At 68.7% G+C, this 15,198-nt stretch carries 13 protein-coding genes; 8 read left to right on the forward strand and 5 right to left on the reverse strand.

The features are described from left to right. Window positions 1-128 precede the first annotated feature (128 nt). From LG334_RS03995 to LG334_RS04005, 3 genes are all read left to right on the forward strand, one after another. Window positions 129-584, forward strand: a complete 456-nt coding sequence (locus LG334_RS03995) for a phasin family protein (protein WP_404383520.1) — start codon at window positions 129-131, stop codon at window positions 582-584. A gap of 833 nt (window positions 585-1,417) precedes the next feature. Next, window positions 1,418-1,768, forward strand: coding sequence for a tRNA-binding protein (locus LG334_RS04000; RefSeq protein ID WP_404383522.1), 351 nt, complete (start codon window positions 1,418-1,420; stop codon window positions 1,766-1,768). A gap of 85 nt (window positions 1,769-1,853) precedes the next feature. Further along, window positions 1,854-3,074 carry a homoserine O-acetyltransferase gene (locus LG334_RS04005; protein ID WP_404383524.1) on the forward strand — a complete coding sequence of 407 codons (1,221 nt, stop codon included), beginning with the start codon at window positions 1,854-1,856 and terminating at the stop codon, window positions 3,072-3,074. 10 nt (window positions 3,075-3,084) lie between these two features. Here LG334_RS04005 and LG334_RS04010 read toward each other — a convergent pair whose 3' ends face one another. The 3 genes from LG334_RS04010 to LG334_RS04020 all read right to left on the reverse strand — a co-directional run bounded on the left by LG334_RS04010 (window position 3,085) and on the right by LG334_RS04020 (window position 5,841). After that, window positions 3,085-4,518: an ATP-binding protein gene (locus tag LG334_RS04010; RefSeq protein ID WP_404383526.1), complete on the reverse strand. Its 1,434-nt coding sequence runs from the start codon at window positions 4,516-4,518 to the stop codon at window positions 3,085-3,087. A gap of 62 nt (window positions 4,519-4,580) precedes the next feature. After that, window positions 4,581-5,306, reverse strand: coding sequence for a response regulator (locus tag LG334_RS04015; protein WP_404383528.1), 726 nt, complete (start codon window positions 5,304-5,306; stop codon window positions 4,581-4,583). 22 nt (window positions 5,307-5,328) lie between these two features. After that, window positions 5,329-5,841: a MarR family winged helix-turn-helix transcriptional regulator gene (locus LG334_RS04020; protein ID WP_404383530.1), complete on the reverse strand. Its 513-nt coding sequence runs from the start codon at window positions 5,839-5,841 to the stop codon at window positions 5,329-5,331. Window positions 5,842-6,023: 182 nt separating this feature from the next. Between LG334_RS04020 and LG334_RS04025 the strand changes: the two genes are divergently transcribed. Then, window positions 6,024-6,935 (forward strand): branched-chain amino acid aminotransferase, encoded by a 912-nt coding sequence (locus LG334_RS04025; protein WP_404383532.1) that lies wholly within the window; start codon window positions 6,024-6,026, stop codon window positions 6,933-6,935. 193 nt (window positions 6,936-7,128) lie between these two features. Here LG334_RS04025 and LG334_RS04030 read toward each other — a convergent pair whose 3' ends face one another. Together LG334_RS04030 and LG334_RS04035 are read right to left on the reverse strand one after the other, a co-directional pair. Next, entirely contained in the window at window positions 7,129-9,555 is a 2,427-nt protein-coding gene (locus tag LG334_RS04030) for a PAS-domain containing protein (RefSeq protein WP_404383534.1), read from the reverse strand. A gap of 98 nt (window positions 9,556-9,653) precedes the next feature. After that, window positions 9,654-10,169: a hypothetical protein gene (locus tag LG334_RS04035; protein ID WP_404383536.1), complete on the reverse strand. Its 516-nt coding sequence runs from the start codon at window positions 10,167-10,169 to the stop codon at window positions 9,654-9,656. Window positions 10,170-10,283: 114 nt separating this feature from the next. Between LG334_RS04035 and LG334_RS04040 the strand changes: the two genes are divergently transcribed. The 4 genes from LG334_RS04040 to zapE all read left to right on the forward strand — a co-directional run bounded on the left by LG334_RS04040 (window position 10,284) and on the right by zapE (window position 15,082). After that, entirely contained in the window at window positions 10,284-11,654 is a 1,371-nt protein-coding gene (locus LG334_RS04040; RefSeq protein ID WP_404383538.1) for an NAD(P)H-dependent oxidoreductase, read from the forward strand. Between the two features lie 103 nt (window positions 11,655-11,757). Then, the gene (locus LG334_RS04045; RefSeq protein WP_404383540.1) at window positions 11,758-12,690 is read left to right on the forward strand and encodes an exopolyphosphatase; all 933 of its coding nucleotides are present in this window, start codon (window positions 11,758-11,760) and stop codon (window positions 12,688-12,690) included. A gap of 131 nt (window positions 12,691-12,821) precedes the next feature. Then, window positions 12,822-13,859 carry an AI-2E family transporter gene (locus LG334_RS04050; RefSeq protein ID WP_404383542.1) on the forward strand — a complete coding sequence of 346 codons (1,038 nt, stop codon included), beginning with the start codon at window positions 12,822-12,824 and terminating at the stop codon, window positions 13,857-13,859. A 98-nt stretch (window positions 13,860-13,957) separates the two neighbouring features. After that, window positions 13,958-15,082, forward strand: coding sequence for a cell division protein ZapE (zapE, locus tag LG334_RS04055; protein WP_404383544.1), 1,125 nt, complete (start codon window positions 13,958-13,960; stop codon window positions 15,080-15,082). Window positions 15,083-15,198 lie beyond the last annotated feature (116 nt).

Below are 15,198 nucleotides of genomic sequence, written 5' to 3' on the forward strand. Positions count from 1 at the left end.
CAGAGCGTGAATTTTTTGTGGTACGGCATGACCGTTGTGCGGCGCAGCATATTTCGACTTGACTTGTGCGGTTGCGAAAACTAGCGTCTTTCCACGGAGATTTAACCCAATTGGAGGGAGGTGACCCGATGGCCGCCAAGACCGACATGCCGTTCGATTTCGACATGAGCAAGTACCTGACCGAGATGAAGGTTCCGGGCGTGGACATGGATGCCATGGTCGCCACCCAGCAGAAGAACCTGGAAGCCCTGACCGCCGCCAACCGCCTGGCGTTCGAGGGCATGCAGGCGATCATGAAGCGCCAGACCGAGATCGTGCGTCAGGCCGTGGAAGAATCCGCCGCCGCCGCCACCGGCGTCGCCGGTGCGCAGACCCCGACCGACAAGATGGTCAAGCAGACCGAGGTCACCAAGGAGACCTTCGAGCGCACCATTTCCAACATGCGCGAGCTGTCGGAGCTGGTCGCCAAGTCCAACACCGAGGTGCTGGACCTGCTGAACAAGCGTTTCACCGAGGTCCTGGACGAGGTGAAGACCACCGTCGCCAAGTCCGGCCAGCAGATCCCGGGTGCGGCGAAGAAGTAATCCTCGCCGCCACGGCATCCGCCGAGCGTTGCACCGGCCGCCCCGCATCCCGCAGGGCGGCCGGTTTGCGTTGGGGCGGTTGTCTTGGCCGAATGATGGCGCTGGGTTAGGGGACGTAGTGGGTGAGGCGCGGACACGCCCCACACTTTGCCTTAGGTATCGGAGTGGACCCGGAGGCTGAAGGTCAAGGCGCCCCGGCACTTTTCGATTCCAAGGGTGATACGAAGCCTGGATAACCAGGTCATCGCATCCTCCTCCGTCGGTCGGCGGGGCCTCCGCCACGGTCGGGGACGCCCAATCTTCCCCGGTCGCGCCGCCTGACCCCGGCGCTGCTGCTTTCGCCGACCGGGTGTCGCGACACACCGATTCGCTGCCGCAGACAACGAACAGCCGTGCTGGAAATGCCGCACCGCTCAGTCAGGTGCGTTGCGAGGAAAGGGCGCGTGCGCTAGATTTATGGACGGAGTGGGTGAGGCGCGCCAACGCCCCACCCGTTTCCTTATGAGTCGAAGTGGACCCGGAGAGCGAGGATCAGGGCGCTCCGGGTCTTTTCGATTCTAAGGGTGACACGAAGCCTGGCTAACCAGTTCATCGTATCCTCCTCCGTCGGTCGGCGGGGCCTCCACCTCGGTCGGGGAAGCCCATCCTCCCCGATCGCGCCGCCTGACCTCGGCGCTGCTGCTTTCGCCGACCATCGCCATCCAAGCCGGATTCGGTGCCTGCCGCAACGGATAATGCAACTTCCGGTAAGTCCTCCGGCCCAGGCTTGCTCTTCTTCAGCCGGTGCGGCTAGGCTTCTTGCTCTCTCCCACCATTGCACGGAGCGCCCGGCCATGGCCCAGGATGACGGCACCATCACCTTCGACGATTTCCTGAAGGTCGACATCCGCGTCGGCACCATTGTCCGCGCCGAGCCCTATCCGGAGGCCCGCAAGCCGGCCATCAAGATGTGGATCGACTTCGGGCCGGAGATCGGCGAACGGCGCACCTCCGCCCAGGTCACCGCCCACTATACGCCCGAAAGCCTGGAGGGTCGGCAGGTGGCGGCGGTCGTCAACTTCCCGCCCAAGCAGATCGGCAAGTTCATGTCCGAATGCCTGGTTCTGGGCTTCGCCGATCCCGACGGCGGCATCGTCCTCATCGCGCCGGACCAGACCGTGCCCAACGGCCAGCGGCTGCACTGAACCGGCGCTTACGCCCGATTCCCGATTGACCTGCTCGGGTATAACCGGTTGTCATTGCTGCACAACAACCGGGAGGACGTCACGCATGGCTTTCACCATTTTCCGCTTCCCAGCCGCCCTGGCGCTCGCGCTGGGCCTCGCGGCCGGCGGCCAGGCCGCCGCCTATGACGAGTTGGTGGAGAAGCAGGTCTTCGAGATGCCCGAATACACCACCGCCGGCGGCGAGACCATCGCGCCGGTCAAGGTGGGATGGGAGGCCTACGGCACCCTGAACGAGGCGAAGGACAACGCCATCCTCATCACGCATTTCTTTTCCGGCACCGGCCATGCCGCCGGAAAGTATGCCGAGGACGACGCCGCGCCGGGCTACTGGGACAGCATCATCGGCCCCGGCAAGCCGCTCGACACCGAAACGTACTACGTCATCGCGTCGGACACGCTGGTGAACCTGAACACCGGCGACCCCACCGTCACCACCACCGGCCCCGCCAGCATCAATCCGGACACTGGCGAGCCATGGGGCATGGACTTCCCGGTGGTGACCATCCGCGATTTCGTCAACGTCCAAAAGGCGCTGGTGGAAAGCCTGGGGATCAAGCGACTGCACGCCGTCATGGGCCCCTCCATGGGCTCCTTGCAGGCCTACGAGTGGGCGAGCGCCTATCCCGACATGGTGGAGCGCGTCATTCCCGTCATCGGCTCGGGCGCGTCGGACGCCTACCTGATCGGCTGGCTGAACGCCTGGGCCGCGCCCATCAAGCTGGACCCCAACTGGAACGGCGGCGCCTACTACGACGGCACGCCGCCCACCGCTGGGCTGGCCGAGGCGCTGAAGCTGGTGACCCTGCACGCCAACCACTGGGAATGGGCCGACGACACCTTCGGCCGCACCTGGGCCGACGAGGCCGCCGATCCCGCCCGGAGCATGACGGCGCAGTATCAGGTGGAAGCCGTGCTGGACCAGGTGTCCGCCGCCCGCGCGGCCAAGTCCGACGCCAACCATTTTCTGTACCTGGTGAAGGCCAATCAAGCCTTCCTGACCGGTCACGGCGGATCGCTGGCCGACGGACTGGCCGCCATCGAGGCGCCGGCGCTGGTGATCCACGCGCCCGAGGACCTGATCTTCTTCCCGGAAGCGGTGCGTGAGACGGCGACGCTGATCGGAGCCGACGGCACGCCGGTGGACATCGTGGAGCTTCAGGGGACCCGCGGCCATCTGGACGGCGTCATCGGCATCGCCCAGGCCGGCGACGCGATTCGGGCCTTTCTGGCGCAGGACGTGCCGGAACCGGCGGCTGCCGACTGAGGTTCCGCGTCTAGACCGGCAGTTCCACCCGCACCCGCAGGCCACCGAGGGGGCTGCGGTCCAGCGTGATGTCGCCGCCGTGGCCGCGCACGATGTCGCGGGCGATGGTCAGGCCCAGGCCGGTGCCGCCGGTCTTGGGATTGCGCGAGCCTTCCAGCCGGACGAAGGCCTTGAACACGGCTTCGCGCTTGTCCTCGGGGATGCCGGGGCCGTCGTCGTCGATGAGGATGACGATGGTCCCGTCCCGCACCCCGGCGCGCACCGCCACATGGCTGCCATAGCGCATGGCGTTGCCGATCAGGTTCTGCAGGCAGCGCTCCATGGCATTGCGCTTGAGCGGCAGCACCAGGTCGCGCTCCAGGTGCAGGTCGACGGGGTGGTTCTGGCGGCGGAAGCGCGCCGCCACCTCGGAGAGCAGGGCGCCCAGGTCGGTGGGGGCGATGCTTTCCGTCCCCTCGCCGCGGGCGAAGGCCAGATAGTCGTTGAGCATGCGCTCCATCTCGGCGATGTCCTCGCGCAGGGCGGCGACGTCCTCGTCCTCGTCGTCAAGCATGGCGAGTTGCAGCTTCATGCGCGTCAGCGGCGTGCGCAGGTCGTGGGAGACGCCGGCCAGCATTTCCGTGCGCTGTTCGATCTGGCGGGTGATGCGCTCGCGCATCTGATTGAAGGCCAGGCTGGCCTGCCGCACCTCGCGCGCGCCTTCCACCTTCAGGCGCGGTACCTCGCGGCCCTTGCCGAAGCTGTTGGCGGTGGCGGCCAGGCGCCGGACGCTGCGCACCTGGTTGCGCATGAAGACGGTGGCGATGCCCATCAGAAGCATTGACGTGCCCACCATCCACAGCACGAAAATGTAGGTGGTGGAACTGAACAGACGCTTGCGCGGGGCCAGCACGCGCAGCACGCCGTCGGCCAGCTGAACGCGGATTTCCACCCGGTCCTCCACCGACTCGGTGTCGATGATGAAGGGCCGCCGCACCCGCTCGTCCAGCGCGTTCACCAGGGCGTTTTCCATCTGGCCCCAGGGCTCGGCCTTGGCGCGGTTGGGCAGGATGGCCCCCTCGTGCAGGGTGATCGCCAGTTGCAGGCGGTGGTGCACGGTGGTCAGAAGCTGGGCGCGCGCTTCCTCGTCCGGCATCCGGCGCAGCATGTCGGACACCAGCGCGATCTCGCCCGCCAGGCCGCCGGTCAGGCGGCGGAGCATGCTGTCCCAGTGGCGGTCGTAGAAGATGATGGCCGCCACCACCTGCGTGATGACCAGAGGCGTGATGATGATGAGCAGCGACCGCCCCATCAGCCCGCGCGGCGCCAGCCTCTTCAGGCTGCGTGGCGTGCGCAGCAGGCGCCGGCGGCGCGGCCGGTCGTCGCGGGCGGGGTCGGCCGTGCGGCCGGCGTCCTTCGTGTCGTCGGCGCCCGTTCCGCCGGAGCGTGAGATGGAAATGCCCATCGCGGTCTCGTCCGTCCTCTTGGCCCGGTGGCCCGGTGGCCCGGTGGCTTGGTGGCCTGCTGTCAGTCGGGCCGCAGCATGTATCCCTTGCCGCGCACGGTCTGAAGATAGCGCGGCAGCCGCGGGTCGTCCTCCAGCTTCTTGCGCAGGCGGGTGACCTGGACGTCGACGTTGCGCCCGGCGCCGCTGGTGCCGGTCAGCGCCGCCAGGTCCTCGCGGCCGAGCACCTCGAAGGGATGGTCGGCCAACGCGCGCAGCAGTGCGGCCTCCGCCCCCGTCAGATGGACGCGGACGCCGTCGTGGCACAGGTCCTCGCGCATGCGGTCGTACTGGAACGCGCCGAAGCGCAGGACCGGCGGGACGTCGATCGCCGCCGCCTCGGCCGCCGGCGCCGGGGCCGGTGTCGTGCGGCGCAGGATGGAGGCGATGCGCAGCAGCAGTTCGCGCGGCTCGAACGGCTTGGCCAGATAGTCGTCGGCCCCGTTGGCCAGTCCGTTGATGCGGTCCTCGGTCTCGCTCATGGCCGTCAGCATGAGAATGGGTACCGCCGCACCGTCGGCGCGCAGGGCCTTGGTAAGGTCCAGGCCATTCTCGCCCGGCATCATGACGTCCAGCACCAGAAGGTCGAAGGCCAGCGCCGCCATCTGTGCCCGCGCCTCGGCGGCATCGGCCGCGGTGGAGATTAGATAGCCGTGGTCGGTCAGGTACTTGCGCAGCAGGCGGCGCAGGCGTTCGTCGTCGTCGACCACCAGGATGTGGGGCGCCTCGTCGGCGGTCATGCGGATCATCTCCGTCTTGCGGGCGGCCGGGTCAGGGGCGGCGGCGCCGGCCGGGCGGTGCGGCGGCGGCCTGGAAATGGCTGCGGTCGGGCTCGTCGATCATGCCCGTCAGCACCTTGCGGAAGCCGTCCACCGCCCCCGGCCCCGCCTCGCGGAAGGCGCGGGCGATGCGGCGGCGCTGGCGTTCGGTCAGTTCGGCTTCCAGCGCGATGCCCTTGTCGGTCAGTTCAAGCAGGCGCTGGCGCCGGTCGCGGGTGCCCTGCTTCTGGGTGATGAAGCCCTCGCGCACCAGTTGGCTGAGCACGCGCGACAGGCTCTGCTTGGTGATCTTCAGGATGCCCAGAAGTTCGCTCACGCTCATGCCCGGGCGGCGGCCGACGAAGTAGATGACGCGATGGTGCGCCCGCCCGAAGCCGTGCTTGGCGAGCATGGCATCGGCCTCGCCGGTGAAGTCGCGATAGGCGAAGAACAGAAGCTCGATGCCCTGGCGAAGCTCCTCCTCGCGGAGGAACAGAAGGTTGGCGCCGGATTTGATGTCTGACATGGAAGCTTTGCGCGCGTCTCGGCTGTGGTCGGTGGCGGGCGGGCGGGCCTGGGCGGGGACGTCCGACACAGGGCAGTATGGCATAAACTGCATGGGACAGTCATATTGACATATCTGCGGGAACAATGTTACCGAGGATAACCCGGTACGGCTAAATTTCTATCACCAAGAGGCGCAGAAACATGTCGGTTCCCTCCTTCGACGACCGCGACGGCCTGATCTGGCACGACGGCAAGCTTGTTGACTGGCGCGATGCCAAGGTGCACGTGCTGACCCACGCGCTGCACTATGCGTCGGCGGTGTTCGAGGGCGAGCGTGTCTATGCCGGCAACGTGTTCAAGCTGCGCGAACACTCCCAGCGCCTGATCGATTCGGCCAGGGAGCTGGGCTTCGAGATTCCCATGACGGTCGACGAGATCGACGCCGCCACCATCGAGACGGTCAAGGCCAACAACATCGTCGACGGCTATGTCCGTCCCATCGCCTGGCGCGGGTCCGAGCAGATGGGCGTGTCCGCCCAGCAGACCAAGACCCACGTCGCCATCGCGACCTGGCCGTGGCCCAGCTACTTCTCGCCGGAAGCGCGCCTGCGCGGCATCCGCCTCGCGATCTCCGACTGGCGCCGCCCCGACCCGCGCACCGCGCCGGTCAAGTCCAAGGCGGCGGGCCTGTACATGATCTGCACCATGTCCAAGCACAAGGCCGAGAACGAAGGCTACGACGATGCCCTGCTGCTGGACTGGCGCGGCCAGGTGGCCGAGGCGACGGGCGCCAACATCTTCTTCCTGATGAACGGCGAACTGCACACGCCGACGCCGGACTGCTTCCTGGACGGCATCACGCGCCGCACGGTCATCGACCTGGCGAAGAAGCGCGGCCTGAAGGTCGTCGAGCGCAAGATCATGCCGGAAGAGATGGCCGACGCCACGGAATGCTTCCTGACCGGCACGGCCGCCGAGGTCACGCCGGTGCGCGAGATCGGCCCCTACGCCTTCACCCCCGGCGACGTCTGCAAGGCGCTGGTGGAGGACTACGACGCCCTGGTCGGGCGCACCCACGACAAGGCGGCCTCGGCCCGCCACTCGGCCGCCTGACCCGGCGGCGCCGTACCGGGTGAAAACGAAGCGGGGCGGCTCCCACGGAGCCGCCCCGTTTTTGCGTCGCCGCACTGCATTCCGGCTGCGCCGGAATGGTGATGCGAGGGAGCCACGGGCGCCGTCGCGCGCTTTCTTGGTGCCTTGGTGACGTGGTGGTTCACCACACTACCCGCCGGTCCCTGACCCGGCGTCACCCCGCCAGCTGCCGGCTTTCCGCGCCGGTGCCCGACGGGATGCGGCATATGACGGTCGTTCCCTCGTCGGGGACCGACACCAGCTCCACCGAACCGCCGTGCAGTTCCACGAAACTGCGCACCAGCGACAGGCCCATGCCGTGGCCGGGCGCGCCGCCGCCGCGGGCGAAGGTGTCGAAGATGGCCCGCTGGTCCTCCTGCGCGATGCCGACGCCCGTGTCGGCCACCGTGAAGACGATGTCCGCGCCCTCGCGCTGGGCGGCCAGGATGACGCTGCCGCCCTGGGGCGTGAACTTCACCGCGTTGGACAGAAGGTGGTAGAGCACCTGCTTCACGCGCTTTTCGTCGGCGACCATCCAGCCCGTGTCCGGCGGACAGTCGAAGTTCAGCGTGACCTCTTTCCGCTTCATGCTCTCGCGGGTCAGCGCCAGCACGCTCGCCAGCGCCGCATGGACGTCGAAGGCGTCCAGTTCCAGCGACAACTCGCCGGCCTCGATGGAGGCCAGGTCGGAAATGTCGTCGATGAGGGTAACCAGCGACTGCGCCGTCTCCGCCACCGAGCGCGCGTATTCCTGCTGGCGCGGGTTGAGCGGCCCGTAATAGCCGTCGGCCAGGATCTCGGCAAAGCCCGACACGGTGGTCAGCGGCGTGCGCAGTTCATAGGAGACGTTGGCGAGGAAGCGGCTCTTCAGCCTGTCGGCCGTGGTCAGGGCCTCGGCGCGCTCGCGCAGGGCACGCTCCACCCGCGCGCTGTCGGTGACATCGGCGAAGGTCGCCAGCACGCCGCCGTCGGGCAGGGGGACGGAGACGGCCTCCAGCACCGTATCGTCCGCCTTGATGAGCCGCGCCCGCCGGGCCGAGCGCTCGCCGGGGCCGGGCGGAGCGAGGAAGGCGTGCAGGGACTGGGCCTCGTGCTCGCTGGCGCACAGGTCGTCCAGGCGCTCCGCCAGTTGAACGACGTGGGGGCGGCTGCCGACATCGGTGGGCTGCAGGTCCCACATTGCCAGGAACGTCGGGTTGGACAGGCGCAGGCGCCCGTCGTCGCCGAACACCGCCACGGCCTCGCGCAGGTGGTCGAGGGTTTCGCGGTGGACCGCGATGAGGGTGTTGTAGCTGCGCTCCAGCGCCAGGCGGTCGGTGACGTCCTCGAAGGTGCAGAGCAGCCCGCCCATGGGGTGCGGCGCGATCACCCGCCGCAGGGTGGAGCCGTCGGGCAGGTGCAGCAGGTCTTCCGTGGCGCTGAGCTGGTGGCGGAAGCGCGCCAGTTCCCCTTCCTTGAAGGCCGGATAGTCGGCGACTTCCGGCAACTGGCGGTTTTCGCGCAGGATTTCCAGCACCTCGCCGTAGCCGGGGCCCTGCGACAGCCATTCCGGGTCCAGTGCCCACAGTTCCGAGAAGCTGGCGTTGAAGAACCGCAGGCGGGCGTCGTTGTCGAAAATGGCGATGGCGGTGGACAGGCGCTCCAGCACCTCGGCGTGGGCTGCGTCCTCGCGGGCCAGGCGCTTGGCGAGGTCCTCGCGGCTGGTGACGTCGTAGGCGACGCCGGCGGTAAAGCGGCGCGGCTGGTCGTAGGGCGTGCGGCCGGGCAGGTTGATGGGGCCTTCCGACACCTCCATCAGCCGCCGGTTGCCGCGCACCACGATGGGCACCGCCTCCTGCCGCAGGGTGCCGGCGGCGCGCGCGGCGGCGGCCAGGGCCCGCAGGCGGCGGGCGGTGGTGGTCGAGGCCAGCTCGCGCTGCTCGGCCGTGACGGCGTCGCGGTCCTCGGCATCGACGGCCGTCATGTAGGCGCGGTTGGCGTAGACCAGCGACAGGTTCTCGTCGCGCAGCCACACCGGGCAGTCCAGACCGTCCAGCGCCGCGCCCAGGCGGTCCCGCTCGGCGCCCAGGGCGGCGGTTTCGGCGGTAAGCCCCTCGACGGCGGCGGCGCCCTCGGTGACGTCGCGCATCCACACCACGTCGGCCAGCGGGCCGCCGTCGTCGCGCACCGCTCGGATGCCGACGGCAAGAATGCGGCGGCCGGAGTCGCTGTGCTCCAGTTCGATCTCGAATCCCTCGCCATGGGCCCGCAGGGTCCCGACGGCTTCCTCCAGCCGGGCCGTCTCGCCGCCGCCGAAGCCGCCGGCGACATCGCTCCAGGGCGTGTCGGTGCCGCGGAACAGGCCGAGCAGAACGGCCAGGCGGCGCGAGCAGCCGCCTGCCGCAACCTCGGGCCCGTCGCCATGGAACCAGATGAAGTGTCCGTCGGGCGCGGCGGCCAGGGCCCCCTCCAGGGCGGCGACGCGCTCCGCCAGGGCGCTGGCGCGGACGTCCGAGCGCGCGCGGTGGTGGCGCTGCAGCAGGGTGAGCGCCAGCAGCGCGCCTGCGGCGCCGAGTGCGGCCACCAGGGCGGTCATCAGTGCGGGGGCGAAGGCCAGGGTCACGGCCGGAGCGGGTCCCTCGGTCGGCGTAGGAAGATTGGATGAGATGCTGGACGCCAGTTTGCACGCCGGGCGGTCCGGCGGCAAGGCGCGCGCCGCCCCTAGTCGAAGATGTCGAGCAGCCCGCCGCCGTCGGGATCGCCCGGCCGCACCGGCGCCGCCGGCAGGTCGGGCACGCCGGGGTCCTCGCCCTCGGCCGGTTCGTCGACCACCGGACCGGGGATGCGCACGCCCAGCGGTCCGGGCTCGACGCCGGTGACGCGCTGCCGGGTCGGGTCGGCAGGCGTTTCCGGTTGGTCGCACCGGAAGAAGCTGCGGTGCGGGTGGAGGACGGTGCACTGGCCGACGTCGGAGGTCTCGTAGACGGCCACCCGCCCGGTCTCGGCGCAGACGCCGTCGGCCAGGGCCTGCACTTCCTGGGTGGTGGCGTTGATGGTGTTGTAGCAGATGGCCGGGCGGTCGAGCGTGGAACTGCCCACCACCCGCAGCGTGCCCGCCTCGCGCCGCATGTCGATGAACGGCTCGGGCAGCGGATTGCAGGCCGTCAGGCCGACACCGGCGGCGACGAGGACGATCAGCGCCCGGGCGGCAGGGGCGCGGCGGCTGGGTGCGGACATCGGCGGTGGCACTCCTTCTGAAGACGGTCCAGTTGTAGGGGATCGTGCGCTGATCGGCTAGACTGCGGTGACAGAACGGGAAAAATCCGTCGCCTGCTGAAGGACGTCCGCCTGATGAACCTGCACGCCATGCTCGCCCGCCGCGCCGCCGAGTCCCGCCCCGTGCGCGTTGCGCTTATCGGGGCCGGCAAGTTCGGCACCATGTTCCTTGCCAGCGCCCGCACGACGCCGGGGCTGCACGTCATGGCCGTCGCCGACCTGGACCCCGAACGCGCCCGCCGGGCGTTCTCCGCCACCGGCTGGCCGGAGGGTCACGCCGACGCCAACACCGCCGCCAAGGCCCTGCGCCACGGCACCGCCTGGATCACCGACGATCCCCATGCGGCCATCACCGCCGGCGGGGTGGACGTGGTGGTGGAGGCCACCGGCCACCCCGAGCCGGGCCTGCGTCACGCCCTCTGGTGCCTGGAGAACGGCCGTCACGCCGTGATGGTCAACGTGGAGGCCGACGTGCTGGCCGGGCCGCTGCTGGCGCGCCGCTTCACCGACGCGGGGCTTGTGTATTCCATGGCCTACGGCGACCAGCCGGCGCTGATCTGCGAGATGGTGGACTGGGCGCGGGCCTGCGGGCTGGAGGTCGTGGCGGCCGGCAAGGGCACCAAGTACCTGCCGGAATACCATGCCTCCACCCCCGACACCGTCTGGGGCTACTATGGCCTGACGCCCGAGCAGGCGCGCGAGGGCGGCATGAACCCCAAGATGTTCAACAGCTTTCTCGACGGCACCAAGAGCGCCATCGAGATGGCCGCCGTCTCCAATGCCACCGGTCTGGCCGTGCCGACGGCGGGGCTGAACTTCCCGCCGGTGGGCTGCGACGACCTGGCCAAGCGCCTCAAGCCCGAGGCCGATGGCGGTCTGCTGGCGGAGGCCGGCGTGGTGGAGGTGGTCTCCAGCCTGAACCGCGACGGGTCGGCGGTGCCGCGGGACCTGCGCTGGGGCGTTTACGTCTCCTTCCGCGCCAACGGCGACTACATGGCGCGGTGCTTCGGCGAGTACGGGATGGCGACCGACGGGTCGGGCCGCTACGGTGCGCTCTACCGTCCCTACCACCTGATCGGCCTGGAACTGGGGGTGTCGGTGGCCTCGGCCGCCCTGCGCGGGGAGCCGACGGGTCAGTGCCACGGCTTCACCGGCGACGTCGTCTGCATCGCCAAGCGCGACCTCAAGGCCGGCGAGGTGCTGGACGGCGAGGGTGGGGAAACCGTCTGGGGCCGCCTCATGCCCGCCGAGGATTCGGTGGCCGCCGGAGCCCTGCCCATCGGGCTGGCCCAGGGCGTGCCGCTGACAAGGGCCGTGCGCAAAGGCGACGTGGTGACGCGGGGGGCCGTGACGCTCGACCGGGATTCGCTGGCGGTGCGTCTGCGCCACGACATGGAAAGCGCCCTTGCCGCCGCCCCGCCCGAGGACATTCCCGGCCCGCCGTGAGCGGTCTTCCGCGCCGCACAAGAGCGCGTTGCATCGGCCGCGCCGCGCGTCTACTCTGCCATCCGGACTACCACCTTAGATACTGTTCGGATGGGGGAAAGAGATGACCGCCGGTGAAAAGTTCCGCCTGGTGACCCGCAGCGACTTCGACGGCCTTGTGTGCGCCATGCTGCTGAAGGAACTGGGGATGATAGACGACATCAAGTTCGTCCACCCCAAGGACATGCAGGACGGCAAGGTCGAGATCACCGGCCGCGACATCACCACCAACCTGCCCTATGTGGACGGCGTGCACCTGGCCTTCGACCACCACCTGTCGGAGACCCTGCGCGTCGGCAAGAAGGACAACCACATCATCGACCCCGACGCGCCCTCGGCGGCGCGGGTGGTCTACGACTACTACGGCGGCAAGTCCAAGTTCCCCCGCATCTCCGACGAGATGATGGAGGCGGTGGACCGGGGCGACTCGGCCAACTTCACCAAGGACCAGGTTCTGGACCCGCAGGGCTGGGACCTGATGAACTTCATCATGGACGCCCGCACCGGCCTGGGCCGTTTCCGCGAGTTCCGCATCTCCAACTACCAGCTCATGATGGAGCTGATCGACTACTGCCTCGACCACTCCATCGACGACGTCCTGGCCCTGCCCGACGTGAAGGAGCGGACCGACCTGTACTTCGAGCACCAGGACAAGTTCAAGGACCAGCTCAAGCGCTGCTCCGAGGTGCACAAGAACCTGGTGGTGCTGGACCTGCGCGACGAGGAAACCATCTGGGCCGGCAACCGCTTCATGATCTATGCGCTGTTCCCGGACACCAACATTTCCATGCACGTGCTGTGGGGCTTCCGCCAGCAGAACACCGTGTTCGCCGTGGGCAAGAGCATCTTCGACAAGTCGTCGAAGACCAACGTGGGCACGCTGATGCTGGAATACGGCGGCGGCGGGCACCAGGCGGCCGGCACCTGCCAGGTGGACAACGCCATGGCGGAAGAGGTGCGCCAGGCGCTGATCGACCGCATCACCACCGACGGCTGAGGCTGGCGGCCAAACGCTGAGGAGGCGGCGGCGTCCGCGAGAAGGCCGCCGCTTCTCCGACCAGCCTGCGAACGGCAGGTGTGGCTTCGCTGTTTGTACAATACCCGTACCAACAGGAGGCGAACCGGCGCATGGTTGACAAGGCCGAACAGCAAGGCATCGTCGCCTTTGCGCGCCGTGTTCTCGTTGTGCTGGGCATCGCCGTCGTCGGCGGCGTGCTGTGGATGATATCGCGTCTCCTCGTGATGGTGTTCGGGGGACTGCTGCTCGCCGTGATCCTGCGGCGGATCTCCAAGCCGGTCGGACGCTGGCTGCACCTGGACACGCGCATCGCGCTGGGCCTGGTCGTGGTTGTCATCCTCGCGGTCCTCGTCGGCGTCGGTTGGCTGTTCGGCCACGGGATTGTCGGGCAGTACCGCGACTTCCTCGACGCCTTGTCGGGCGGGTACCAGCGCCTTGTCGAGTGGGGCGAAGATGTCGGCTTGACCTTTCCCGAGGACGGGTCGGGCATGATTTCCGGCGTCGTCACACAGGTGCTTACCGCCGCGACCGTGGCGCTGGACGTTTTTGTCGCCCTGTTGATCATCATATTCGTGGGCATCTATGCCGCCGCCTCGCCCCGTCTTTACAAGGAAGGGGTGCTGCTGCTCGTGCCGTCGCACCGCCGCGAGCGTGCGGGCCAGGTGCTGGACGCCACCGGCGAGGCCCTGTGGCGGTGGCTCGTCGGGCAGCTCGTCGCCATGGTGGCCGTCGGCGTGATGACGACGGTGACGCTGTGGCTTCTGGGCGTGCCGATGGCGATCACGCTGGGGATCATCGCGGCGCTGCTTGAGTTCGTGCCCATCATCGGACCGATCATGGCCGCCGTTCCCGCCATTCTCGTGGCGTTGACCGTGGATGTCTGGGCGGCCCTGTGGGTGGTGCTGGCCTATACCGTCATCCAGCAGGTCGAAAGCTATCTCGTCACGCCGCTGGCGGAGCGCTGGGCGGTGGCGCTGCCGCCGGCGCTTCTGGTGTTTTCCACCATGGCCTTTGCCTTGCTGTTCGGCTTTCCGGGATTGATCTTCGCCGCGCCCATGACCCTGGCCGTGATGGTGTTCGTGCGCATGATCTATGTCCGCGACATCCTTGGGAACCGCCCGAAGCCGGGCACGCGGATGCCGGGATGACCGCCGCCGCCCGGCGCGGAGCTGCGGCTTTCACCGCGGAGCATTTGCCGCTATTGTCCTCCGCCGCATCCGCGTCCACCAGTCCGTCAAGGTCCGCAATGTCCCAGTCCGGCCCTCTCGCCCTGTACCGCAAGAAGCTCGCCAACGGCGAGTTGAAGCCCGACGGCGCCCAGGAACTGGCCGCCGAGAAGCTGGAGAGCCTGCACCATGCGCTCAACGGCTATGAACCGGCCACGGGCCCGACGGGCTGGCGCGCGCGGTTCGGGCTGGCGAAGCGGCAGGAGGCGCCGACGCCGCCGCAGGGGCTTTATCTCTATGGAGAGGTCGGGCGCGGCAAGTCCATGCTCATGGACCTGTTCTTCCAGACCGCGCCGGTACAGCGCAAGCAGCGCCTGCACTTCCACGAATTCATGCGCGACGTCCATGCCGACTTCCACACCCGGCGGACCGCCAAGAAGGGCGGCGACGACATCCTGGCCGACATCGCCAGGGGCATCGCGGACCGGACGTGGCTGCTGTGCCTGGACGAGTTGGAAATCCACGACATCGCCGACGCCATGATCGTCGGCCGCCTGTTCCAGACCATGATGGCCGCCGGCACGGTGGTGGTGACGACCTCCAACCGGCCGCCGCAGGACCTCTACAAGGACGGCCTCCAGCGCGAGAAGTTCCTGCCCTTCATCGACCTCATGTGCCGGAACCTGGACGTCCTGGAACTGGCGTCGGTGACGGACTACCGCCTGGGCCGGGTGCGCGGCGGCAACGTCTTCGTCACCCCGCTGGGGCCCGAGGCGGACGCCGAGATCGACCGGCTGTTCGACCGCCTGCTGGACGGCAAGCCGGCGAAGCCGGATACGGTGGTGGTCCACGGCCGCGAGATCCCGGTGCCGCAGGCCGGCAACGGGACGGCCCGGTTCGATTTCCGCGACCTGTGCGACAAGCCGCTCGGCACCCACGACTATCTGCAGATCGCGACGCTCTACGATGCCGTGGTGCTGGAGAACATCCCGCGCCTGGGGCCGGAGAACCGCAACCAGGCGCGGCGTTTCGTGACGCTGATCGATGCGCTGTACGACCACAAGACCCTGCTCGTCGCCTCGGCCGCCGCCCCGCCCGAGGACCTGTACGTGGAGGGCGAGGGCAAGTTCGAGTTCCAGCGCACCGTCTCCCGCCTCATGGAGATGCAGTCAGAGGACTACATCGGAAGCCAGCATTTGACCTGAGGTTCGGCGGGCGGTTTCCAGGCGCGGGAGCGATGCTCCAGCGCGCAGGGTCAGTTCATCGCCCCCAACGGGCGCTTTCGTGTCTTCGACGTCGCCACCGATGCGCGTTGGCGCCG

Source organism: Caenispirillum salinarum, assembly GCF_044803115.1.
Taxonomy (GTDB): domain Bacteria; phylum Pseudomonadota; class Alphaproteobacteria; order Rhodospirillales; family Rhodospirillaceae; genus Caenispirillum; species Caenispirillum salinarum_A.